Source organism: Amycolatopsis sp. WAC 04169 (assembly GCF_003947535.1).
In the GTDB taxonomy this organism is placed as follows: Bacteria; Actinomycetota; Actinomycetes; order Mycobacteriales; family Pseudonocardiaceae; genus Amycolatopsis; species Amycolatopsis keratiniphila.
The window spans coordinates 208,845-231,358 of record NZ_QHJI01000014.1; the positions used below are offsets into that span (position 1 = coordinate 208,845).

The 22,514-nt window shown below is 68.9% G+C and carries 20 protein-coding genes and 1 pseudogene; 10 read left to right on the forward strand and 11 right to left on the reverse strand.

The genetic code is table 11. The features are described from left to right. Positions 1-145: 145 nt before the first annotated feature. The gene (locus DMC61_RS35810) at positions 146-499 is read left to right on the forward strand and encodes an Lsr2 family protein (RefSeq protein ID WP_005165380.1); all 354 of its coding nucleotides are present in this window, start codon (positions 146-148) and stop codon (positions 497-499) included. A 6-nt stretch (positions 500-505) separates the two neighbouring features. Here DMC61_RS35810 and DMC61_RS35815 read toward each other — a convergent pair whose 3' ends face one another. After that, entirely contained in the window at positions 506-1,345 is an 840-nt protein-coding gene (locus tag DMC61_RS35815) for an AraC family transcriptional regulator (protein WP_125694975.1), read from the reverse strand. A gap of 66 nt (positions 1,346-1,411) precedes the next feature. On the opposite strand from DMC61_RS35815, the gene DMC61_RS35820 reads away from it, so the two are divergent. Further along, entirely contained in the window at positions 1,412-1,993 is a 582-nt protein-coding gene (locus tag DMC61_RS35820) for a TIGR03086 family metal-binding protein (protein ID WP_125694976.1), read from the forward strand. Here the strand turns inward: DMC61_RS35820 and DMC61_RS35825 are convergent. Beyond that, positions 1,990-2,808, reverse strand: a complete 819-nt coding sequence (locus DMC61_RS35825; protein WP_125694977.1) for a (2Fe-2S)-binding protein — start codon at positions 2,806-2,808, stop codon at positions 1,990-1,992. The two genes, DMC61_RS35820 and DMC61_RS35825, sit on opposite strands and share 4 nt — an antisense overlap. A 346-nt stretch (positions 2,809-3,154) precedes the next feature. On the opposite strand from DMC61_RS35825, the gene DMC61_RS35830 reads away from it, so the two are divergent. From DMC61_RS35830 to DMC61_RS35845, 4 genes are all read left to right on the forward strand, one after another. Continuing rightward, positions 3,155-5,713, forward strand: coding sequence for an ATP-dependent Clp protease ATP-binding subunit (locus DMC61_RS35830; protein ID WP_016337759.1), 2,559 nt, complete (start codon positions 3,155-3,157; stop codon positions 5,711-5,713). Positions 5,714-6,085: 372 nt separating this feature from the next. Continuing rightward, a complete protein-coding gene (locus tag DMC61_RS35835) occupies positions 6,086-6,451 on the forward strand; it encodes a type II toxin-antitoxin system RelE/ParE family toxin (RefSeq protein WP_125694978.1) in 366 nt (121 codons plus the stop codon). A gap of 1 nt (position 6,452) precedes the next feature. Continuing rightward, the gene (locus DMC61_RS35840) at positions 6,453-6,791 is read left to right on the forward strand and encodes an XRE family transcriptional regulator (RefSeq protein ID WP_016337757.1); all 339 of its coding nucleotides are present in this window, start codon (positions 6,453-6,455) and stop codon (positions 6,789-6,791) included. Positions 6,792-6,852: 61 nt separating this feature from the next. Further along, positions 6,853-8,616 (forward strand): Hsp70 family protein, encoded by a 1,764-nt coding sequence (locus DMC61_RS35845; RefSeq protein WP_125694979.1) that lies wholly within the window; start codon positions 6,853-6,855, stop codon positions 8,614-8,616. On the opposite strand, the gene pcp is transcribed toward DMC61_RS35845, so the two are convergent. Beyond that, positions 8,617-9,252, reverse strand: coding sequence for a pyroglutamyl-peptidase I (gene pcp / locus DMC61_RS35850; protein ID WP_037335254.1), 636 nt, complete (start codon positions 9,250-9,252; stop codon positions 8,617-8,619). 26 nt (positions 9,253-9,278) lie between these two features. Further along, positions 9,279-10,695 (reverse strand): annotated as a pseudogene (locus DMC61_RS35855) (M1 family metallopeptidase). Positions 10,696-10,845: 150 nt separating this feature from the next. On the opposite strand from DMC61_RS35855, the gene DMC61_RS35860 reads away from it, so the two are divergent. Beyond that, on the forward strand, positions 10,846-14,031 hold the full coding sequence (locus tag DMC61_RS35860; RefSeq protein ID WP_125694980.1) for a BTAD domain-containing putative transcriptional regulator: 3,186 nt from the start codon (positions 10,846-10,848) through the stop codon (positions 14,029-14,031). Positions 14,032-14,092: 61 nt separating this feature from the next. On the opposite strand, the gene DMC61_RS35865 is transcribed toward DMC61_RS35860, so the two are convergent. After that, positions 14,093-14,893 carry an ABC transporter permease gene (locus DMC61_RS35865; RefSeq protein WP_125694981.1) on the reverse strand — a complete coding sequence of 267 codons (801 nt, stop codon included), beginning with the start codon at positions 14,891-14,893 and terminating at the stop codon, positions 14,093-14,095. Beyond that, complete coding sequence (locus tag DMC61_RS35870) at positions 14,890-15,867, reverse strand: ATP-binding cassette domain-containing protein (protein WP_125694982.1); 978 nt, start codon at positions 15,865-15,867, stop codon at positions 14,890-14,892. Before DMC61_RS35870 ends, DMC61_RS35865 begins: the two co-directional genes overlap by 4 nt. 137 nt (positions 15,868-16,004) lie before the next feature. Between DMC61_RS35870 and DMC61_RS35875 the strand changes: the two genes are divergently transcribed. Continuing rightward, entirely contained in the window at positions 16,005-17,027 is a 1,023-nt protein-coding gene (locus DMC61_RS35875; RefSeq protein WP_125694983.1) for an endonuclease/exonuclease/phosphatase family protein, read from the forward strand. Here DMC61_RS35875 and DMC61_RS35880 read toward each other — a convergent pair. Together DMC61_RS35880 and DMC61_RS35885 are read right to left on the reverse strand one after the other, a co-directional pair. Continuing rightward, entirely contained in the window at positions 17,024-17,836 is an 813-nt protein-coding gene (locus DMC61_RS35880; protein ID WP_125694984.1) for a Sir2 family NAD-dependent protein deacetylase, read from the reverse strand. The two genes, DMC61_RS35875 and DMC61_RS35880, sit on opposite strands and share 4 nt — an antisense overlap. Further along, a complete protein-coding gene (locus DMC61_RS35885; protein WP_016337748.1) occupies positions 17,829-18,137 on the reverse strand; it encodes an antibiotic biosynthesis monooxygenase in 309 nt (102 codons plus the stop codon). Before DMC61_RS35885 ends, DMC61_RS35880 begins: the two co-directional genes overlap by 8 nt. A 61-nt stretch (positions 18,138-18,198) precedes the next feature. On the opposite strand from DMC61_RS35885, the gene DMC61_RS35890 reads away from it, so the two are divergent. Continuing rightward, positions 18,199-19,389, forward strand: a complete 1,191-nt coding sequence (locus DMC61_RS35890) for an FAD-dependent monooxygenase (protein WP_233595060.1) — start codon at positions 18,199-18,201, stop codon at positions 19,387-19,389. A 67-nt stretch (positions 19,390-19,456) separates the two neighbouring features. On the opposite strand, the gene DMC61_RS35895 is transcribed toward DMC61_RS35890, so the two are convergent. Beyond that, positions 19,457-20,899, reverse strand: coding sequence for a M1 family metallopeptidase (locus DMC61_RS35895; RefSeq protein WP_370456442.1), 1,443 nt, complete (start codon positions 20,897-20,899; stop codon positions 19,457-19,459). On the opposite strand from DMC61_RS35895, the gene DMC61_RS35900 reads away from it, so the two are divergent. After that, positions 20,898-21,695: an alpha/beta fold hydrolase gene (locus DMC61_RS35900; protein ID WP_125694986.1), complete on the forward strand. Its 798-nt coding sequence runs from the start codon at positions 20,898-20,900 to the stop codon at positions 21,693-21,695. The genes DMC61_RS35895 and DMC61_RS35900 overlap by 2 nt on opposite strands. Here the strand turns inward: DMC61_RS35900 and DMC61_RS35905 are convergent. Together DMC61_RS35905 and DMC61_RS35910 are read right to left on the reverse strand one after the other, a co-directional pair. Then, a complete protein-coding gene (locus DMC61_RS35905; RefSeq protein ID WP_063273490.1) occupies positions 21,677-22,111 on the reverse strand; it encodes a co-chaperone YbbN in 435 nt (144 codons plus the stop codon). The genes DMC61_RS35900 and DMC61_RS35905 overlap by 19 nt on opposite strands. 12 nt (positions 22,112-22,123) lie before the next feature. Continuing rightward, positions 22,124-22,474, reverse strand: a complete 351-nt coding sequence (locus DMC61_RS35910) for a rhodanese-like domain-containing protein (protein ID WP_016337743.1) — start codon at positions 22,472-22,474, stop codon at positions 22,124-22,126. Positions 22,475-22,514: the final 40 nt, after the last annotated feature.

Consider the following 22,514-nt stretch of genomic DNA (forward strand, 5'->3'; position numbering starts at 1 on the left):
CGCGTGACAGATACCTCGATCGTTCTCGTAAACAAGATTTGCGTTATGAGTCGGTAGCGGGTATTAATGTCGCTAGACAAAGTCTTCTGTCCGGGGCATGCCCCGTACCAGATCATTCGTGTAAGCCCCCAGCAGGAGGAAACAGATGGCACAGAAGGTGCTCGTCTCGCTCGTCGACGACCTCGACGGCACTGAGGCGGAAGAGACCGTCGAGTTCGGTTTGGACGGTGTGAGCTACCAGATCGACCTTTCCGCGGAAAACGCGGAAGAGCTTCGTGACGCGCTGGCCCAGTATGTGGAGCACGCCCGTCGCGCGGGTGGCCGTAAGCGCACTGCCATTCGTCCGGTCGCCGGCGTGAAGGCCGCCGCCCGTCCCGCGACCGTGGACCGCGAGCAGAACCAGGCCATTCGTGCCTGGGCCCGCAAGAACGGCTTCCAGGTTTCCGACCGCGGACGTATCCCGTCCGAGGTCGTGGAGGCCTACCACAAGAAGAACTGAGGTCTTTCAGACCAGACGGCCGCCGGGAAACTTTTCCCGGCGGCTTTCTTGTTCTTGTACACGGTTCAAGCGGGCGTACTCGCTGGGCGCCCATCCGGTCACGGAGCGGAAATCCCGGGTGAAGTGCGCTTGGTCGCTATAGCCCAGCGTGAACGCCAGTTCCGCGTAGTCCGGCCGTTCCTCGGCCGCGATCCGTGCCGCCGCCTCGTTCAATCGGTATACCTGAATCGCCCATTTGGGGGCGGTGCCGACATGTTCGGCGAACAGGCGTTGCAGGCTTCGTTGAGACAGGCCTGTCCGGCTTGACAGCTCGGCCACCCGGGTAATGGCTTGATCGCCCGCGATTGTTTCCACCGCTTCGATGGCCGTCGCGGCCGCGGCGGTGAGCACGGGGTGTTTCGCGAGGAGCAGTTCCTCCGCGGCACGGACCATTTCGAAGTCGTCCGTCGCATTCCGTACCGATTCCGTCACTCGTCCGGCGCCGGGGAAGAGATCGGTGAGCGGAACGGAACCGCCGGAGATCATCGAGACCGGACCGCCGAGGAATGCCCGGAATGCCCCGGGGCGGAATCGCACGCCGATACCGTGGTCGGTGCCCTCGACGAGGTAACGGAAAGGCCGTTTCCCCGGCCCGTACGCGCCCGCCGCGCGGCGGAAGAACGTGACGTTCACCGCGAGGTTGGGCAAAACCGCCTGTTCCTCGCCCGGCAGGCCGCGCAGATCCCAGCGCAGCACCCAGTGGTGGTCGACGTACGGGCGCAGTTCGGGCGCGGGCGGATGTCGGACGAGGCTGAACTTCGCCGCCCGCGCGTTGACGATCCCCGCCGGGATCCGGTGCCCGCTCACCGGATCAACCTAACTCTGTCGGGTTTCTTCAAGACAGCGCGCCGGTGCGCGGGATTTCCTGCCCACATGACCGAACACGCTGCCCTGATCGCTCCCGCCGCCGCGGAATTCACCGGAATGCTGCGCGGGATCGGCGAATCCGACCTCTCCGCCCGCACGCCGTGCGCCGAGTACGACGTCCGCGCGTTGCTGAACCACCTTCTCTACTGGGGCCCCTGGCTCGAAGCCGCCGGGCGCAAGACGGCACCGCCCGAGGTGTCCGTCGGTGAGGCCGAAGCGGGACTCGCCGACGGCGAATGGCTCAGTGCCATCGAGAAACAGACCGCGCGGCTCGTGGACGTCTTCGGGAAACCCGGGGCGTGGCAGGGCATGACGGCGCTCGGCACGGCGGAAATGCCGTCGTCGATCGTCGGCGACATGGTGCTCGGCGAGTTCGTCCTCCACGGCTGGGACCTGGCGAAGGCGACAGGCCGCACGCTCGACGTCGCGCCCGAAGCGGCCGAAGCCGTCTTGGCGTCCGCCACGGCGATGGGGGAACAGGCCCGGACGATGAAGGTGTACGGAGAAGAAGTGGCCGTCGCGGAAGACGCGACACCGTTCGAGCGCGCTTTGGGCGCGACGGGACGAAACCCCGGCTGGACCCGTTAGCGGGTTCGCGGACAACCTCCGCATTCCGATTCCGCCGGAAGCAGATAGTTGAAACAGCAGCCCTCGCGGATTCTCGTCCACTCGCGGCTTCCGCCGGCTCCGGTGGCCAGCGTCAGCTTCGATGAAGAGGTCAACGGCGGGAACCGGGCTCCGAGGACCAAAGCGGCGTCCGCGACCCCGGCGCCCTCGGCCTCCGGAGTCCCGCCCAGCCGTCCCGCCGACCACAGCGCGTTGTCGAGCGCGTCCGTGGCGGCGGCCCACAACTGACGCCGCCCGAGCCTCGTCAGCGGCCCGTAGACGTCGATGAACCGGCTCGCGTGCGCGACGTACCGGCCCCGCAGGACGGCCGCCAGCGCCCGCTCGTCCGGGACCACGACGGCCCTCGGATGCGCCGAGCCCGGGTCCGTGGGCAGGCAGTGGAACATTTCACCGAGGACGGCCACCGAGTCCGGGTGGGGCCGGTCGGCGCCGATCCGGAACGCCAGCGCGGACGGAGCCAGCGACGGGACGCGGCGTTCGTGATGGAGCAGCATCGCGCCGGCCAGGGCCGGGACGTGCAGGTACCAGGACAGGATCCAGCTCGCCGGGGTCCGCTCGGGGATCGTGGCCGCCTGCGGATACGTCCCGGCCAGCCAGCCGGTGAGCCGCTCCCGCCAGCGCACGAGCCGGGCCGGTTCGCCGAGCAGATCGCCGCAGCGGACCCAGCCCGGCTCGCCATCCGGCACGTCCGCGCGGAGCCGGGTGTCTTCGGGCATCCTCGACAGGGAGGCGCGGAGTCCGTCCTCGCGCGACGCGAGCGTGTGAGGATGCGACACGCCGACCTCCCGTCATTAGGTACGGCTAACCTTACATACCGTCCGTGACTACTCCGGTCGGGTGTCCATCCACTGGGCGGAGCCGTGTTCGCGCTCAGCGGACAACCCTCGTCCGGCGGAATCCGGACGCGTGTTCGCACGTTGGGCTTGACGTAAAGGTGCAGGGCAACCGGAAGATGAAAGAGCGCACGGCCGGAGAACGGCCGGGGCGCGAACGGGCCGCAATCAGCCGTAGTGGTACGCCAGCGCGACCGCATGGCTACTAGAGTGGTCTCACGGTGCTGAATCCATCGCGGTGAAAGCACGATGGAAACGGGCCGCCGTCGCAGCAGTCGAGGGAGTGCACATGTTTGAGAGGTTCACCGACCGCGCGAGGCGGGTGGTCGTCCTGGCCCAAGAAGAGGCCAGGATGCTCAACCACAACTACATCGGCACCGAGCACATCCTCCTGGGTCTGATCCACGAGGGTGAAGGTGTCGCCGCCAAGGCGCTGGAATCGCTGGGCATCGCGCTGGAGGGCGTCCGCCAGCAGGTCGAGGAGATCATCGGCCAGGGGCAGCAGGCCCCGAGCGGGCACATCCCCTTCACCCCGCGGGCCAAGAAGGTGCTTGAGCTGTCGCTGCGCGAAGCGCTGCAGCTCGGCCACAACTACATCGGCACCGAGCACATCCTGCTCGGGCTGATCCGCGAGGGTGAAGGCGTCGCCGCACAGGTGCTCGTCAAGCTCGGCGCGGACCTCAACCGGGTGCGTCAGCAGGTCCTGCAGCTGCTGTCGGGCTACCAGGGTGGCAAGGAGTCGACCGAGACCGGCTCCGGACGCGGTGAAGGCACCCCGTCGTCGTCGCTGGTGCTCGACCAGTTCGGCCGCAACCTGACCGTGCAGGCCCGCGAAGGCAAGCTCGACCCGGTCATCGGCCGGGGCAAAGAGATCGAGCGGGTCATGCAGGTGCTGTCGCGGCGCACCAAGAACAACCCGGTCCTCATCGGCGAGCCCGGCGTCGGCAAGACCGCCGTCGTCGAGGGGCTCGCGCAGAACATCGTCAAGGGCGAGGTCCCGGAGACGCTGAAGGACAAGCAGCTCTACACCCTCGACCTCGGCTCCCTGGTCGCCGGTTCCCGGTACCGCGGTGACTTCGAAGAGCGCCTCAAGAAGGTGCTCAAGGAGATCAAGACCCGCGGCGACATCATCCTGTTCATCGACGAGCTGCACACGCTCGTCGGCGCGGGTGCCGCCGAGGGCGCGATCGACGCCGCGTCGATCCTGAAGCCGATGCTGGCCCGTGGCGAGCTGCAGACCATCGGCGCGACCACGCTCGAGGAGTACCGCAAGTACATCGAGAAGGACGCCGCGCTGGAGCGCCGCTTCCAGCCGATCCAGGTCGGCGAGCCGTCGCTCGAGCACACGATCGAGATCCTGAAGGGTCTGCGTGACCGGTACGAGGCGCACCACCGCGTCTCGATCACCGACGGCGCGCTGGTGCAGGCGGCCACCCTCGCGGACCGCTACATCAACGACCGCTTCCTGCCGGACAAGGCGATCGACCTGATCGACGAGGCCGGCGCCCGGATGCGCATCCGCCGCATGACCGCGCCGCCGGACCTGCGCGAGTTCGACGAGAAGATCGCCGACGTGCGCCGGGACAAGGAGTCCGCGATAGACGCGCAGGACTTCGAGCGCGCCGCCCGCCTCCGTGACGAGGAGAAGACCCTCCTCGGCCAGAAGGGCGAGCGGGAGAAGCAGTGGAAGGACGGCGACCTCGACGTCGTCGCCGAGGTCGACGAGGAGCAGATCGCCGAGGTCCTCGCCAACTGGACCGGTATCCCGGTGTTCAAGCTCACCGAGGAGGAGACCACGCGTCTGCTCCGCATGGAGGAGGAGCTGCACAAGCGGATCATCGGCCAGGAGGACGCGGTCAAGGCCGTCTCCCAGGCGATCCGCCGCACCCGTGCCGGCCTGAAGGACCCGAAGCGCCCCTCCGGCTCGTTCATCTTCGCCGGCCCGTCCGGTGTCGGTAAGACCGAGCTGTCCAAGGCGCTCGCGGCGTTCCTGTTCGGCGAGGACGACGCGCTCATCCAGATCGACATGGGCGAGTTCCACGACCGCTACACCGCTTCGCGGCTCTTCGGTGCCCCTCCGGGCTACGTCGGCTACGAAGAGGGCGGCCAGCTGACCGAGAAGGTGCGGCGCAAGCCGTTCTCGGTGGTGCTGTTCGACGAGATCGAGAAGGCCCACCAGGAGATCTACAACACGCTCCTGCAGGTCCTCGAAGACGGCCGTCTCACCGACGGTCAGGGTCGTACGGTCGACTTCAAGAACACCGTGCTCATCTTCACCTCGAACCTGGGTACCTCGGACATCTCCAAGTCCGTTTCGCTCGGGTTCTCGTCCGGCGGTGACAGCACCAACCGGTACGAGAAGATGAAGCAAAAGGTCAACGAGGAGATGAAGAAGCATTTCCGGCCGGAGTTCCTGAACCGGATCGACGACATCATCGTCTTCCACCAGCTGACCAAGGAACAGATCATCGAGATGGTCGATCTGATGATCGCCCGGGTCGAGACGCAGCTCAAGGCCAAGGACATGGAGCTGGAGCTCACGCCCAAGGCCAAGTCGCTGCTCGCCAAGCGCGGCTTCGACCCGGTGCTGGGCGCGCGGCCGCTGCGTCGCACGATCCAGCGCGAGATCGAGGACCAGCTGTCGGAGAAGATCCTGTTCGGCGAGGTCCAGCCCGGCCAGATCATCCTGGTCGACGTCGAAGGCTGGAACGACGAAGAGGGCGAGAAGGACGACAAGGCGCACTTCGTCTTCCGCGGCGAAGCCCGCCCCTCGTCGGTCCCGGACGCCCCGCCGGTGAGCATCGGTGCCGGCTCGACCGAAGAGAACGGTGAAGCCGAGGGCGAGTAACGCCTCTCTGCTCCGGAAGTGCCCGTCGCGGTTCGCCGCGGCGGGCACTTCCGCGTTTTCGGGTGTGTCGTGTCGTCCGTCCAATCACGCGAGTTCGCCCTTCAATCACGCGAGTTACGCGCCCAATCACCCGAGTTACGTCTTTCCGTACGGACGCCATTCGTGTCTGGATGGACGACACGTGTGCGTGGATGGACGACACGCGTGATTGGGGGCGCGACACGCGTGATTAGGGCCGTGACTCGCGTGATTGGAGGCGGAACTCGCGTGCGGTCCTTGCGCTTGCGGAAGGTCCCCAGGCGGAGGCGCACCTTCGTGGGAACTCTGGTCTTCGGGCCTCGACCGATATAAGGTCTACATTATGTTCGGCTGATGCAGTGGGAGATCGAACTTCACGAGGAAGTGGATCGCTGGTTCGCGGCGCTGTGTCGGGAAGAACCGCGTACGGCCGACCGGGTCGAAGAGGCGATCGACATGCTGGCTTGTGAAGGTCCCCGGCTCGGGCGGCCACTGGTCGACCGGATCAGCGGCTCGCGAAGACACAACTTGAAAGAGTTACGCCCGGCGTCGGCCGGGCACACCGAGATCAGGATCCTGTTCGTCTTCGACCCGGTGCGCAGGGCCGTGCTCCTGGTGGCCGGTGATAAGGCCGGAAACTGGAAACGGTGGTACGACATCAACATCCCGATCGCGGAGGAGCGATACCGGCGGCATCTGGACGCGATGGAGGAAGGCTGAAATGGGTCGGTCCTGGAAAGAGGTCAAGGCCGAAAAGCTCGCCGCGGACCGTGAAGCCGGTCGCGACGTCGAAGCCGCGCGTGCCGAGGCGCGTGAAGCCACTCAGGCCTACGTTCTCGGCTTCCGGCTGTCGCGACTGCGTGAGGACATCGGGCTGAGCCAGGCCGAGGTCGCCAAGCGAATGGGCGTCAGCCAGCCGCGGATCAGTCAGCTCGAACAGGGTGATCCGAGCCAGATGGAGTTGGACACGCTCCGCAGGTACATCGTCGCGTTGGGCGGCCGCATGCGCGTGGTCGCCGATTTCGACGATCACGACGTCACCATTTCCACCGCCGTCTGAACCCGCCCCGGTCTCCCGATCTTCGCGTGAGACGATGCCATCGGGTCCGGGAGGGGGTCAGGTGGACGTTCTGGCGATCGATTTCGGTACCTCCAGCACGGTGGGGGTGCTTTCGATCCACGGCAGGGGGACGCAGGTCGTCGAGATCGACGGGTCGGTGACGATGTCGTCCGCGATCTACGCCGACAAGGACGGCACGGTCTTCGTCGGCCGGGACGCCGAACGCCGGGCCCGGCTGGATCCGAGCCGGTTCGAGGCGAATCCGAAGCGGCGCATCGACGAGGGCGCCCTCCAGCTCGGTGACGTCTCGCTCCCCATCGCCGACGCCTTCGCCGCGGTTCTGCGCCGGGTCGGTGAAGAGGCCGAGCTGCTCCTCCAGCGGATGCCCGCACAGGTGCGTATTTCGCATCCGGCGGGCTGGGGACCGGATCGCAAGCAGATCCTCCGCGACGCCGCCCTCAAGGCCGGATTTCCCACCACGGTGCTCATTCCCGAGCCGGTCGCGGCCGCCGCGCATTACGCCTCGCTCAACAACGGCAGACGGCCGCCGGGCCCGATCGCGGTGTACGACCTCGGGGCGGGCACCTTCGACTGCGCCGTCGTCGGCGTGAGCGCGCAGGGGTTCGCCGTGCTCGCCGAGGACGGGCTGCCCGATCTCGGCAGTCTCGACATCGACCAGGCGCTGCTGGTGCACATCGGCCGCGAGGTGTCGCATTCCGATCCCGCGCAGTGGCAACGGATCCTGCGCCCGCAGTCGGTCAGCGACCGCCGGACGCGCCGGTCGTTGCTGCAGGATGTCCGTGACGCCAAGGAAAGCCTGTCCCGCCACCAGCAGACCGAGATCCCGATGCCGGAGCCGTTCGGCGACGTGCGGGTGACGCGGATGGAGCTCGAAGCGCTCGTCCGGCCGAGTTTCCTGCGCAGCGGCGAACTCCTGGCCACCACGATCCATCGCGCCGGGCTGACCCCGGACCGGCTCGGCGGCGTCTACCTCGTCGGCGGGCCGAGCCGGATGCCGTTGCTGGCGAGCCTGCTGGCGAACCAGCTCAGGATCGCGCCGACCACGCAGGACCAGCCGGAGACGGCGGTCGCGTTCGGGCTGCATCACGTGCCCACCGGTGGCGAGGATTCCCAGCTGACCGTGCCCGCTTTCGCGCCGGTGCGGCCACAGCCCGTCCAGCAGCCGGTGCAGCATCAGCCCCCGCCGCAGCGTCCCCAGCCGCCGCGCTGGACGCCGCCCCCGCCGCCGCCCGGCCGGAACTGGCAGAAGCCCACGACCTACGGCGTCGTGGCGCTCGCCCTCGCGGCGATCGTGACGACGATCGTCCTGCTCAGCGGCGGCAAGGAGGAGCCCGTCGCCGGGTCGGCCCCGGCGAAACCGGTGAGCTGCGATCAGCCCGGCCCGAAGGACGCGCAGGGGTTCACGGACTGTCTCCGCCGGATCGCCGCCGTCATCCCGCAGCGGGACGAGTGCCGGGACGCGCCGGACGCGGCCGCCACGGTGGGTGCGGCGTCGGCGGTCACCTGCGTGTTCAAGGACGCCAAGGGGTCGAACGCGATCAACTACTACCAGGGCGTCGCGATGACCGGCCTGGAGGACGGCGTCCGGCAGCGGATGACCAAGGGCAAACCCGCGGAGGGCACCTGGGCGGCCGACGGCCTCCGAGGGCGCTACGTGGCGGGCGTAGGCGCGCGAAGCGGCATCGTGCTCTTCGGGACCGAAGACGCGCCGTTGAGCGCGATGCTCGTCTCGACCCGCAGCGACGGCACCGCGCGGACGACCGCGGAGATGGTCGAGTTCTTCACCGCCCAGCTCAAGCCTTGATCAGTGCAGGGTGCCCGCGGGCGTCGAAAGGTCTTCGGTCACCGAAAGCGCGGTGTCCACGATGATCTCCAGCGCCTCGGCGGCGCGGTGCACGGCCAGGCTCGGCGCGGTGGTCCGCGCGGCCTGCTCCGGGGTGTACGGCACGTGCACGAAACCGCCGCGTACCCCGGGAAAGTCGTTGTCCAGCAAGTGCATCAGCCCGTAGAAGACCTGATTGCACACGTACGTCCCCGCGGTGTGCGAGACCGACGCCGGCAGCCCCGCGTCCTTTATCCCCGTGACACAGGCCTTCACCGGCAACGTGGTGAAGTACGCGTTGGGCCCGCCGGGGATCACCGGGACGTCGACGGGTTGCGAGCCCGCGTTGTCCGGGATGCGAGCGTCGATCAGGTTGATCGCGACCCGCTCCGGGGTGACGTCTGGGCGGCCGCCCGCCTGGCCGACGCAGATCACCAGCTCCGGGCGGTACTCGTCGATCGCGTCGCGCAAGGTGACCAGCGAACGCGAGAAGACGCACGGCAGTTCGACGGCCACGGTGTCGTGCCGACGGCCGGTGAGCAGGGAAACCGCCTGCCACGACGGATTCACCCGCTCACCGCCGAACGGTTCGAAACCGGTGAGGAGCACAGACGTCATGCCCTCACCCTAACGTGTGACGCAGGTCAGGCGGCGGGCTTGAGGTCACCCGGGTAGAGGTACTCGGGCGCCGGCTTGGTGTTGCCGTAGAACCACGCGTCGAAGAAGCCCTGGAGGTTCTTGTGCGCGACGCGTTCGGCGAACTTCTGGAACTCCGGCAGGCTCGCGTTGCCGTCGCGGTGGATGGCGGGCCACGTCTTCAGGATGCGGTCGAACGACGCCGCGCCGATGTAGTTCTTCAGCGCGTGCAACGCCACCGGGCCCTTCGAGTACACGTAGGTGAACTCGTTGCCGGGCCCCATGTCGTACAGCTTCCCGGCCCAGAACCGGTCCGTCGCCTTCTGCACGGCGGTCAGGTAGCGCGCCTTCAGGTCCTGGCCCGACTTCGCCTCGGACCACAGCCATTCCGCGTACGAGGCGAAGCATTCGTTGAGGCAGACGTCCTTCCACTTGTCGACGGCGACCGAGTCGCCCCACCACTGGTGGGCGTTCTCGTGCACGATCGTCGGGACGTTGCCCGCCGCGCCCGAGTAGATCGGCCTGCTCAGCGTCTCCAGCGAGAAAACCGATCGGCTCGGCGAGGAAGATGCCGCCCGCCGCGTCCACCGGATAGCGCCCGAACTTCGACGCCAGGAAGTCGATGATCTCCGGCAGCCGCGCCTCGGCCTGCTTGGTCGACGCGGGGGTGCCGGGGGCGTAGGCGTTGACGACCGGGGTGCCGTCGGACAGCTTCGTCCGCTCGAACTCCCATTTGTCGATCGCGACCGTCGTCATGTACGGCACGGCCGGGGTCTCTTCGGCCCAGACGTAGGTGGTCTTCGCCCCGGCGGCGAAGTGCCCGCGCTCGCGGCCGTTCGAGATGACGCCCCATTCCGAGGGCACGGTGACGGCGAGGTGGAAGGTCGCCTTGTCGCGCGGGGTGTCGTTGACCGGGTACCAGGTGGTCGCCGATTTCGGCTCGCCCGCGACGAACGCGCCGCCGGATTTCGCGTACTGCCAGCCGTTCTCGCCCAGCGCCGGATCCTCGATCGGCCGCGGGACGCCGTGATACGCGATTTCGGCGGTGAACCGCTCGTGGTTCCGCAGCGGACGCGCCGGGGTGATCACGAGTTCGTGGTCGCCGGTGCGGGTGAAGGCCGCCTTCCGCCCGTCGACCTTGACCGAGTCGACGGTCAGCCCGTGCAGGTCGAGGTTGAACGAGCTCAGCGCCTGAGTGGTCCGCCCGGTGATCGTCTGCAGGCCGGTGAGCTGTTTGGTGGCGGGCTCGTAGCCGATTTTCAGGTTGTAGTCGCCGACGTCGTAGCCGCCGTTGCCGTCCTGCGGGTAGTAGCTGTCGCCCGCGCCGTCGGCGCCGGGTTTCCCGGTGTCGGCGAGGGCGGTCCCGCCGCCGAGGACACTCGCGGCCAGAACGGCGGCGACGACGGCCGCACTCCGGTACCTCATTCACGCTCCCAGTCGATCGGCTGTGACTTGGTCCGAACGTAGCGCCGTGACCTCGGCCTTCCGCCCGGAAAGCTCCTTCGTGCCCGGATAATCCCCACTTCCGTCGCCTGACTGGGCTATGCGTTTGCGGCTTCTGGAAAGCTGGGGTCCGTGCGTGTGACGCTGCTGGGCCCGGTCGGAGCGGAGGCCGGTGACGGCACCCCGGTCGACATCGGCGGTGCCCGCCTCCGCATGCTCTTGGCCAGGCTCGCGCTGGACCCCGGCCGTGCCGTCCCGGCGACGGCCCTCGTCGACGGTCTCTGGGGCGCGGAGCCGCCCGCCGACGCGGCGAACGCGCTGCAATCCCTGGTCTCGCGGTTGCGCAAGGTCCTGCGTGCCGAGGACGTCGCCCTCGACTCCGGGCCGGGCGGTTACCGGCTGGACGTCGCCCGCGAGGACGTCGATGTGTGCCGTTTCGAGCGGCTGGCCGCGGAGGGACGCGCGGAACTCACGGCGGGCCGGGACGCCGGGGCGGCCGCGATCCTCGCCGAGGCGCTCGGGCTCTGGCGTGGGCAAGCGCTGTCCGACGTCCTCGACGCTCCTTTCGCGCAGGCGCCAGCGACCCGCCTGGAGGATCTGCGTCTCGAAGCCGCCGAAGACCGCTTCGAAGCGGAGATCCGGCTCGGTGGGCACGACCGGGTGCTGGCGGATCTCAAGGAGGCCGCCGCGCGGCATCCGCTGCGCGAACGGCTCGCCGGGCTGTGGATCCGGGCTCTGTGCGCGGCCGATCGCCAGTCCGACGCCCTCGCCGTCTACGAGGAGGTCCGGGCGGCGCTGGCCGATCAGCTCGGCGTCGACCCTTCGGCCGAGCTCCAGGAGATCCACCTCGCCGCGCTGCGCGGCGAACTCGGCCCGCCGCCCGCGCCCGCCGATCATCTGCCGGTGCGGCTGACCAGTTTCGTCGGCCGTGACGACGAGTTGAAGCTGATCGCCGAACTCCTCGCCGGTGCGCGGCTGGTGACGCTCGTCGGGCCCGGTGGCGCCGGGAAGACGCGGCTGGCCACGGAGGTCGCGACGCGGCATCCGGCGCACGCGCGCGGACGCGTCTGGTTCGTGCCGCTCGCCGGCGTCCGCGACCCCGGCGACCTGCCCGGCGCGGTCTTCGCGGCGCTGGAGCTGTGGGATCTCGGCCTTTCGCACGCCGGCGACCCGATGCGCCGCCCGGCGGACGCGCTGGCCAGGGTCGTGGAGACGCTCGGCGCCGGTGAAGCGGTGCTGGTGCTGGACAACTGCGAGCATCTGGTCGACGCGGCGGCGGAGCTGACGAACACCCTGCTGCGGCGCGTGCCGACCTTGCGCGTCCTCGCGACGAGCCGGGAGGCGCTGGCCATCGACGGCGAGACGCTGTGCCCGCTCGGTCCCCTGTCCGTCCCGGAGGGCACGCCGACGGTTTCCCAAGCGGCCGAGGCGGGCGCGATCCGGCTGTTCGTCGACCGGGCGGTGGCCGTGCGCCCGGACTTCCGGCTCGACGAGTCCACAGTGGACGACGTCGCGCAGATCTGCCGCAGGCTGGACGGGATGCCGCTGGCGCTGGAACTGGCCGCGGCGCGGCTGCGGTCGATGACCGTCGCGCAGATCTCGCAGCGCCTCGACGACCGGTTCCGCCTGCTGACCTCCGGCAGCCGGACGGCGCTGCCGAGGCAGCGCACGCTGCGTGCCGTCGTGGAGTGGAGCTGGGACCTGCTCGACGACGCCGAACGCGTGCTCGCCAGGCGGCTTTCGGTGTTCGGGGGCGGTGCCGAGGTCGAAGCGGTCGAAAGCGTCTGTGCCGACGACGACCTTCCCGTCGAGGACATCCTGTACGTCCTCGGCTCACTCGTCGAGAAGTCCATTGTGGACGCGACCGCGGGGGAGCACGGCGAGCCCCGTTACCGCATGCTGGAGACCATCCGGGCGTACGCGGCGGAGCGGCTCGACGAGGCCGGAGAGCGGGAACGGCTGCGGAAGGCCTATCACCGCTACTACGCGCAACTAGCCGAGCGGCTGGAGCCGATGCTGCGGACGGCGGATCAGCTCGTCGCCATCTCCCGCTACGACGTGGAGCACGGCAACATCGTGACCGCGCTCCGCCAGGCCATCGACGCCGACGACGTCGACATGGCGATGCACCTGTTCGGCGGCACGTTCTGGTATTGGCTGATCAAGGGCGACAGCGAGCGGGTCGAGTCCTTCGTCGCCGAAGTGCTCACCTTCGGCGACCGCCTGGAGGACGACTTCGCGGCCGCGTTCCGGGCGATGCGCGAGATCACCACGATGGTGCCGGGCGTCGGCGACCCGGTGGCCGTCCGTTCGCTCATCGACGACTGCGTGCGGACCGACGCGTACCACCGGTTCGCCGGGCTGGCCATCGGCCTGCCCATGCTGGCCTTCTTCTCGCAGGACAAGAAACTCGCGCACCGCGAGGTGGAGCGGGCGCTGTCGAGCGAGGACCCGTGGGCCAGGGCGGCGGGATCGTGGGCGCACAGCTTCGTCCTCACCGACGACGGTGACCCCGACGGCGCCGAACAGGCCAGGGACCGGGCCTACGAAGGCTTCCTGGCGCTGGGCGACCGGTGGGGCACCGCGATGGCGCTGGGCATGAAGGCGAGCGACATCTCGATGTCCGGCGATCACGAAGCCGCGCTCGCGCTGTACCGCCGAGGGCTCGCCCTCGCGCTCGAACTGGGTTCGCAGGACGACGTGATCCAGCAGCGCTGGCGGCTCGCGACGGAGTACGCGCGGGCGGGCGACCTGGACACGGCGACGCGCGAGATGTTCGAGGCCGAGCGCTACGCGACCGAGAAAGGCAACGCCCAGCTCGCGGTGATGGTGCTGGTGGGCAAGGCCGATCTGCTCTGCCGCGCCGGACGCGTGGACGAGGCCCGCGAGGTCGCCATCCGGTTCCGGGAGAAGATGGCCCTGGTCGCGGCGCCGGGCATGTTCGGCGAGGAGTTCGGCGGGTACATCGACACCGAGATCGCGCTGGCCGCCGGGGATCCGGACGCGGCCGCGCGCGGTGCCGCGGTCGTCGTGAAGTCCACCGCGGAGCGCGGCGACATCGCCGATCTCGGCCGGATCGTCGAGGTCTGCGGCCTGATCCGGTTCCGGCAGGGCCACCCCGAGACCGCCGTCCGGCTGCTCGGCGCGGCGAAACTCCTGCGCGGCAGGCTGGATCTCGGTGAGCCCGGCATCCGGGACCTGATCGGCGAACTTCGCGAGCGATTCGGCGAGGAGCGCTACGAAGCGTTGCTCGTGCAGGACGCCGGGCTGTCCCGGGCCGACCTGATGTCCTGGATCCTGCGGGAAGTCGGCGCGTGAAGAAGGGCCCCTCGCCCGGCAGTGGCGAGGAGCCCTTCACGCGCGTTCCCCCTGACCCCCGTCAGACGCGCTTCCGGTAAGCCCACGTGGCGAGCGGGAAGAAGACCGCGAGCGCGGCCGCCATCCAGATCAGCGCCCCGGTCAGCGGGCCGGCGACCGGTCCGCCGTTCATCAGCCCGCGCAGGACGTCGGACATCTGGGTCACCGGGCTGATGTCGGCCCACGCCTTCAGCCAGCCGGGCATCGTGCTCGTCCCCACGAACACGTTGCTGCCGAAGGTCAGCGGCATCAGCACCACGAACATCAGGCCCTGCACCGCGCCGGGGCTCTTCACCAGCATCCCGACGAACACCGAAGCCCAGCAGAACGACAGCGCGAACGCGATGACGAGCAGGATCGCCAGGGCGAACTCGGCGGGCCCGGTCTGGATCCGGTAACCCATGATCGTCGCCACGACCATCAGCACGACCAGGCACACCAGGTACCGCACGATATCGGCCAGCACGGCGCCGATCAGCGGCGCGGACCGGGCGATCGGCATCGCGCGGAACCGGTCGAACACGCCCTTGGTGACGTCGGTGTTCAGCTGGACGCCGACGGTCATGCTGGCCTGCAGGATGTTGAACACCATGATGCCGGGCACGATCATCTGGAGGTAGTCGTCGATACTCGGGGCGAGCGCGCCGCCGAACAGGTAGACGAACATGACCAGGAAGATGATCGGCGCGATGGTGACGTCGGCCAGCTGCTCCGGGTTCTTGCGGATTTTCAGCACACCGCGCCAGGCAAGGGAAAGCCCGTGCCGCGTACTGCTGGACAGTGAAACGCGCCGTGGTGGTGCGGGCGCGGCGATGGTCGTCATACCAGGCTCCCTTCCGGAGTAGCGTCCTTTGTGGACTCGTCGGTCTTCTTGCCGGTCAGCGCGAGGAACACCTCGTCGAGGCTGGGCAGCCGCAGCGCCAGCTCGTCCGCGGTGATCCCGGCTTCGTCCAGCTTGCGGACCAAAGTGGACAGCAGGACCGGGTCGGCGACGGGCGCGGTGAGCAGCCCGGTGTCGTCGTCCCGGTTCGGCCGGACCCCGGTGAGCCCGGCCAGGATGCGCTCGACGGCGTCGAGGTCGGCGAGCGCGGACGGCCGCACCTGCAGCGTCTGGCCGCCGGTCCGCCGCTTGAGCTCGTCGGCCCGCCCGTTCGCCACGACGTGCCCGTGGTCGAACACGGTGATCGTGTCGGCCAGCTGGTCGGCCTCCTCCAGGTACTGCGTGGTGAGCAGCACCGTCGTGCCGTCGGCGACCAGCGTCCGGACCACGGCCCAGACCTCGTTGCGGGCGTGCGGGTCGAGGCCCGTGGTCGGCTCGTCCAGGTACAGCACCTTGGGACGGCCGACCAGGCTCGCGGCTAGGTCGAGCCGCCGCCGCATCCCGCCCGAGTAGGTCTTGATCGCGCGGCCGGCGGCGTCGGTCAGCTCGAACCGCTCCAGCAGTTCGGCCGCGCGCTTCTTCGCGTCCGCCCTCGAGAACTCCAGCAGCCTGCCGATCAGGACGAGGTTCTCCGTACCGGAAAGGTCCTCGTCGACCGACGCGTACTGCCCGGTCAGCCCGATCATGCTCCGGACCGCCATCGGGTTCTTGACGACGTCGTACCCGAAGACGCTCGCGTGGCCGCGGTCCGGCCGGATCAAGGTGGCCAGGATCCGGACGGCGGTCGTCTTCCCCGCGCCGTTCGGCCCCAGCACCCCGACCACCTTGCCCGCCGGCACCTCCAGATCGACCCCGTCGAGCGCCTTCGTCTCCCCATAGTGTTTGACCAGGCCCTCGGCCCTGATCGCGTGAGTCATCGCTTTCCTCCTGTGGATCTCGCCCCGCGGACAAAGGTGCCCGCCGGTGCTGGCAGATCGCGCACAGCGCGCTGTCAGCGGCTGACAGGAACTGATAAGCGCTGGTAGACGCCGTGTGAGGAGGTTGTGAAGGTGTTGTGGAGACCGCCGCCCCGCCGCGCGTGATCGGCATACTCGACGGCATGGTGATCGAAGAACGTCCGGTTCGTCCGGCGGCGCGTCCCGGCACCGGACGGAAGCTGGTCGGCGGGCTCCTCATCGCGGCGGTCGTTCCGTTCGCGGTGCTGACCGCGCTGCGGCTGGTCGGCTACGACGGCAACACGTACACGATCGCGGCGCTCGCGCTCACCCCGTACGCCGGGATCGCGACGCTCGTGCTCGGCGTCCTCGCGCTGGTCCTGCGGCGCTGGTGGACCGCGGTCGTCGCACTGGCGCTGACTTGCACGATCGCGTCGATGGTCCTGCCGCGCGCGTTCGCGAACGAGCAGAAGGCGCTCGACGGGAAGCACGTCCGCGTCCTGGCGTCGAACATGCTCGGCGGCGGGGCGGATCCGGACAGGATCGTCGGCTACGTGAAGGAACACCAGGTCGACGTGCTGAGCCTGACCGAGCTGACCCCCGAGGCGATCACCGCGCTCGACCGGGCGGGGCTGTTCCAGGTCCTGCCGTACCGCGTGCTGCATCCGGCCGAGTGGGCGTCCGGCTCCGGGCTGGTGTCGAAGTACCCGCTCACGCCGTTGAAGCTCAGCGGCGACTCGGACTACAAGCAGCCCAGCGCGAGCGTGGATCTCGGGGACGGCGTCCGCGTCGAGGTCGTCGCGGTCCATCCGTCGGCGCCGATGTGGGACCGGTACGAGTGGGTCGCCGAGGCCAAGGACCTGCCGTACGCCGACGCGGAGCACGACATCCGGATCCTGGCGGGCGACTTCAACGCGAGCCTCGACCACGCGCTCTTCCGCGAGCTGCTGACCAGGGGATACGTGGACGCGGCCGACGAGCTGGGAAAGGCGTTGCAGGGGACCTGGACGAACGGGATCGCGCCGCCGGTGGCGATCGACCACGTGCTGGCGGACAAACGGACGGCCGTCGCGGACTTCAAGGTGCTGGAGACGCCGGGGAGCGATCACGACGCCGTCTACGCGGAAATCGTGCTGCCTTAGGCCAGCAGCGCGTCCAGTGCCTTGAGCGTTTCCAGGCCGTTGGTCGCGAGGGAGACCCCGCGACCGTGCCGGATCGCGGGTTCACGCGGGTTGATCCGCACGAGGGCACCGGTCGCGGCGCTGGCCAGCTCCGAATACCGCCGCACCGTCGGCACGGCCTGTCCGGCGCCGAGTTCCACCACCACGAGGTCGCGATGCGCGCGGCGCCACGCGTTCAGCTCGTCGAGCTGGGCCTGGCTGCGCTGCCCGAGCCAGTCGTAGTCGCCGAACATGAGGATGTTGGGCCTGGCGAGACCGCCGCAGCGCGGGCAGGACGGCAAGGGCGCCTGCGCGCGCATGGTGTCTTCGTCGATCGGGACCTCGACGTCGTCCGCGGGCCAGATCTCCTTGGTGCACCTGTCGAGGCACTGCAGGTGATGGATGGAGCCGTGCGCCTCGGCGACCTGCGGATAACCCGCCTTCTGGAACTGTCCGTCCACATTGGACGTAAACGCGCGGGTGCCGCCCGGTTTCCGCGCTCCCCAGGACAGCAGGAGCCGGAACCCGTCGTGCGGGACGGTGGCGCGGTACAGCGCGAGCCGGTGCCCGTAGAAACCCCAGGCCAGCTCGGGATCTTCGGCGAAATGCCGCGGGTCGGCGAGCTCGACGAAGCTGATGCCCAGCCGCTCGTACGGCGGATACGCCTTCCAGAAACCTTCATCGCCCCGGAAATCGGGCAGGCCGGAGTCGACGCCCATCCCGGCGCCGGCGCAGACGAGCAGCGCGCCGGCGCCGTCGATCAGTTCCGCGGCTCGTTCGAGTTCACTCACCCGGCTTCGAAGCCTGGACGACCTCGAATTCCAGCAGGTTCGCACCCGTGGAGACCGGCTTCGCGCGCTCGCCCGCGTGCGCCTCACGCGCCGGGCCGGACGCCCACGCCTGGTACGCCTCTTCGGACTCCCACTTGGTGTAGACGAAGTAGCGCGACTCGCCGGAGACCGGGCGGAGCAGCTCGAAGCCGAGGAAGCCGGGCTGATTGTCGACGGCGTGCAGCCGCGCGGCGAACCGCTTCTCCAGCTCGGGGCCAGCGCCTTCGGGGACCTCGATCGCGTTGATCTTCACGACAGCCATGCCGCCAGCCTACGACGAAATCGTTTTGCGCCGCGATGTGATGCGTGGGACCTTCCAGATGATGGCTGACACCAAGATCCTCATCTCCGGAGCGAGCGTCGCCGGACCGGCACTGGCCTTCTGGCTCACCCGGTACGGCTTCCAGGTGACCGTCGTGGAGCGCGCGCCGTCGCTGCGCCCCGGCGGCCAGGCCGTCGACCTGCGCGGAACGGCCAAGGAGGTCGTCCGCCGGATGGGGCTGGACGAACGCATCCGCGCGGCCTGCACGGACACGAAGGGCGAGACCCTCGTCGACCGGAAGAACCGCACGAAGGCCACCATCCGCGCCGACGACTCCGACGGCGACGGCGTCGTCGCGGAGATCGAGATCCTCCGCGGCGACCTGACCGAAGTGCTCTACGAAGCGACCAACGAGCGGACGGAGTACGTCTTCGGCGACCGGATCACCGCGCTGGACGAGCGGGACGACGGCGTCGGCGTCACCTTCGCGAGTGGTTCGAGGGCGACGTTCGACCTGGTCATCGGGGCGGACGGGCTGCATTCGGGCGTGCGGGCGCTGGCCTTCGGCGAGGAGTCCCGGTTCGTCCGGCATCTGGGTTCGTACCTGGCGTTCTTCAGTGTGCCGAACCGGCTCGGGCTGCGGAGCTGGGCCGTCGGCTACGACGACGTCGGCCGGTCAGCCGGGATCCGCGCAGTCCGCGACGGCGACGAGGCGATGGCGTACTTCGGGTTCGCTTCGCCGAAGATCGACTACGACTATCGCGACGTCGAGGCGCAGAAGGCGCTGGTCCGCCGGTTCGCCGCCGGGATGGAGTGGGAGGCGCCCTGGCTGCTCGACCGGATGGACGAGGCGCCCGACTTCTACTTCGACTCGTGCGCCCAGGTGATCATGGACTCCTGGTCGCGCGGTCGCGTCGGGCTGCTGGGCGACGCCGCTTTCTGCCCGTCGCCGCTGTCCGGGCAGGGCACGAGCCTGGCGTTCGTCGGCGCGTACGTGCTCGCCGGGGAACTCGCCGCCGGTCTCGACACCGGGCTCAAGCGCTACGAAGCCGTCATGCGCGAGTTCGTCGAGAAGACGCAGGAGCTGGGGCGGGAGAACGCGGAGTCGATCTTCGCGAAGTCGCGGACGGGCTTGCGGATGCGGTACCTGGCGATGCGGGTCATGCGGCTGAAGCCGTTCGCCGCGCTGGCCTCGCGGAAGATGCGGGACGTCGTGAACGGCATCGACCTGCCGGACTACCCCCGCATTTAGAGGACTAAATGCGTGGATCGGGTGCCCCGCACGACACGCATTTAGAGGACGAAATGCGGGGGTGTTGTCAGCCGCGCAGGGTGCCCGGAAGCAGTTCGGCGTCCGGCGGGATCGTCGTCCCGTGGAACCACGCGTCGAAGAACGGCCGCAGGTCCTGCTCCGAAAGCTTGATCGTGAACGCCTCGAAGTCCGCCCAGGTCGCGTTGGCGTTCCGGTACGCCGCCGGCCATTCCTTCAGCAGCCGCGCGAACGCGCCTTCGCCGATCTTCCGCCGCAGCGCGTGGACGGCCAGGATCCCCTTGTCGTAGACGCCGCGGAATTCCTGCCCGGCCCCCATGCCGACCAGCTTCGGCTTCCAGAAATCCGCGCTGCCCCGCATGATCTCCAGCGCGGCGCGATAACGGACGTCCAGGTTCTCGTTGTCCCGCGACTCCTGCCACAGCCATTGCGCGTACGAGGCGAGACATTCGTTGAGGCAGATGTCCGACCACGAATTCAGCGTCACCGAATCGCCGAACCACTGGTGCGCGGTTTCGTGCACCACGGTGATCAGGTCGGCCCATTTCGCGTAGGTCGGCCTGGCCTGGGTCTCCAGTGAGAAGTGGATGTCCTCGTCGAGGTAGATACCGCCCGCCGCGTCCACCGGATACGGCCCGAACTTCGAGCTCAGGAAGCCGATGATCTCCGGCAGCCGCCTGCCGGTGTCGCGCCGGTCCTCGGCGCCCGGCGCGTACGCGTTGACCACCGGCGTCCCGTCCGGGAGCGCCATCCGGTCGACGGTGAACTTGTCGATCGCCACCGTGGTCAGGTACGCCGCGACGGGGGTCCGTTCCTGCCAGGACGTCGTCGTCCAGCCGTTCGCCGCGGCCTTCTGGATCTCGCGCCCGTTCGAGATGACGGTCCAGCCGTCCGGCACGCGGGCGGTGAGGGTGAACATCGCCTTGTCGCGCGGGGTCTCGTTGACGGGATACCAGAACGACGCCGAATGCGGCTCGCCGACGATGAACGCGCCGCCGTCCTTCGACTTCTGCCAGCCGTTCTCGCTGCCACCCGCCTTGGGCGTCGTCGACGGGTCCCCGCCGTAGAGGACCTTCGTGCGGAAGGAAGTCCCGTTCCGGATCGGCTCGGCGGGCGTCACCACCAGCTCGAACTCGCCCTCGCGGGCGAACTTCGCCGGTTTACCGTCCACTTCAACGGATTGGACCGTCAAGCCGCGTAAGTCCAAGTTGTACCGATTGAGGTCTTGGGTCGCTTTCGCGATCACCGTGGTGTCGCCGTCGAGCCGCCCTTTCGCGGGGTCGTAAGTGATCCCGACCTGGTATTCGGTCGCGTCGTAGCCGCCGTTGCCGTCCATCGGGTAGTACGGGTCGCCCGCGCCAGGAGCACCCGGCGCCGGGTTCATCGGCGGCGGCGGAGGGGGCGTGGCCGGAGGGGGATCGGCACTGCAGCCGATAATCAGGGCGCAGACGACCCCCAGGACCAGACCGGCGGCGGGGACACGGCTGCGCATGGAGGGGAGCTTAGTGGTGATTCAGCGCGACGGGTTGGTCACTTTCGGCGGCGATGGGCCGCCGATCGTCCTTCTGCACGGGTTGATGGGCAGGGCGACGACGTGGTGGCGGGTCGCGCGAAGGCTCGAACCGTACGGGCGTGTCCACGGCCTCGACGCGCGCGGACACGGGCGGGGACCACGCGGCGGGCCCTGGCGCACCGAACGGTTCGCCGACGACGTCGCCGAGGTGCTGCGGACCTTCGACGAACCCGCGGTCCTGATCGGACATTCGATGGGCGGCTTGCACGCGTGGGTCACCGCGGCCACGCATCCCGAGCTCGTCCGCGCCGTGGTCTGCGAGGACTTCGCGCCGGATCAGCGCGGCCGGACCGTGGACACCTGGCGCGGGTATTTCGAGTCGTGGCCGGTCCCGTTCCGGTCGCTGGCCCACGTGCGCGAATTCTTCGGCGACACCGGCGACTACTTCATCGAGTGCGTCGAGGAACGCGAAGACGGCTACCACCTCATCGCGTCGCTCGCGGACCTGTACGAGATCGCGGCCGAGTGGGGACGGCGCGATTTCTGGGAGTTCGTCGAACGCGTCGAGTGCCCGCTGCTCGCGATCGAGGGTGAACGCACCGCGATGCCGCACGGTCAGCAGGCCGAACTGGCGGCGCGTGTGCCCGGCGGCCTCGGACGGCACATCGTCGTCCAAGGCGCCGGGCACGTGGTGCACGACGAAGCGCCGGAGACCTACCTCGGTGCCGTCGAAGCGTTTCTCTCCGACGTCATCGGTCAGCCCTTCGCGAGCTGAGCGTCGATCCACGCGCGCAACCGCGCTTCGCCCGGGTAACCGATGTTCCGCGACGACGGCAGTTCAGCGGCGTTGCGGACACCGACCAGCGTCGGGAGATAGCGGATGTTGTACCGGGTGGACAGGTCACGGCTCTGGTCGACGTCGACCTCTCCCAGCAGGAACCGCCCGCCGTATTCACCGGCGAGCCGCTCGATCACCGGCTTCATCTGACGGCACGGCGGGCACCAGGTCGCGCCGAAGTCCATGATGACCAGCTTCTGCTTCGAGATGTTCATGACCTCGGCGTAGTTGGCCGAGGTCACCGTCATCACGTTCTCGGCCGTCGGCGCGGCCGAAGCCACTCCGCCGCCGAATCCGGTGACGAGTGCCAGCGCACCGGCCAGCACGCAGACGAATCGTTTGACCTTGGACAAGACGATCTCCTTTCAGGACGAAGACCAGGTCGGAAGATCGTTCGCGACCCAGTCTTCGATGCCTTCGCGGTACTTGCGGACGTTCGTGTACCCGAGCTCCAGCAGGCGCCGCCCGACGAATTCGCTGTTGCGGCACGGCGTGTTCGCGCAATAGACGACGATCGCGGCGCCCTTGTCCGGAAGCACCGTGGGTGCCAGCCGGTCGGTGAATTCGGCGGCCTGCTCGTACGGGAAACCCGGAATGTTGCGCGCTTCCGGCAGATGCTCCTTTTCGAAATAGGCGACCGGCATCGTGTCGACCACGACCACCGAGCCGGACTCCATCCGGGAAAGCAGTTCCGTACGGGTGATCAACGGCAGCATGGTGCCCCTTCTTTCCGGCGACCGTGATTGACGATTCACA

Coding starts and splice junctions, on each gene's coding strand:
- DMC61_RS35840 (WP_016337757.1), top strand. CDS start 6,453: ATGGGTCGGTCCTGGAAAGAGGTCAAGGCCGAAAAGCTCGCCGCGGAC.
- DMC61_RS35885 (WP_016337748.1), bottom strand. CDS start 18,137: ATGGCTGTCGTGAAGATCAACGCGATCGAGGTCCCCGAAGGCGCTGGC.
- pcp (WP_037335254.1), bottom strand. CDS start 9,252: ATGACGTCTGTGCTCCTCACCGGTTTCGAACCGTTCGGCGGTGAGCGG.
- DMC61_RS35895 (WP_370456442.1), bottom strand. CDS start 20,899: ATGCGCAGCCGTGTCCCCGCCGCCGGTCTGGTCCTGGGGGTCGTCTGC.
- DMC61_RS35910 (WP_016337743.1), bottom strand. CDS start 22,474: ATGCTGCCGTTGATCACCCGTACGGAACTGCTTTCCCGGATGGAGTCC.
- DMC61_RS35810 (WP_005165380.1), top strand. CDS start 146: ATGGCACAGAAGGTGCTCGTCTCGCTCGTCGACGACCTCGACGGCACT.
- DMC61_RS35890 (WP_233595060.1), top strand. CDS start 18,199: ATGGCTGACACCAAGATCCTCATCTCCGGAGCGAGCGTCGCCGGACCG.
- DMC61_RS35900 (WP_125694986.1), top strand. CDS start 20,898: ATGGAGGGGAGCTTAGTGGTGATTCAGCGCGACGGGTTGGTCACTTTC.
- DMC61_RS35820 (WP_125694976.1), top strand. CDS start 1,412: ATGACCGAACACGCTGCCCTGATCGCTCCCGCCGCCGCGGAATTCACC.
- DMC61_RS35865 (WP_125694981.1), bottom strand. CDS start 14,893: ATGACGACCATCGCCGCGCCCGCACCACCACGGCGCGTTTCACTGTCC.
- DMC61_RS35835 (WP_125694978.1), top strand. CDS start 6,086: ATGCAGTGGGAGATCGAACTTCACGAGGAAGTGGATCGCTGGTTCGCG.
- DMC61_RS35830 (WP_016337759.1), top strand. CDS start 3,155: ATGTTTGAGAGGTTCACCGACCGCGCGAGGCGGGTGGTCGTCCTGGCC.
- DMC61_RS35870 (WP_125694982.1), bottom strand. CDS start 15,867: ATGACTCACGCGATCAGGGCCGAGGGCCTGGTCAAACACTATGGGGAG.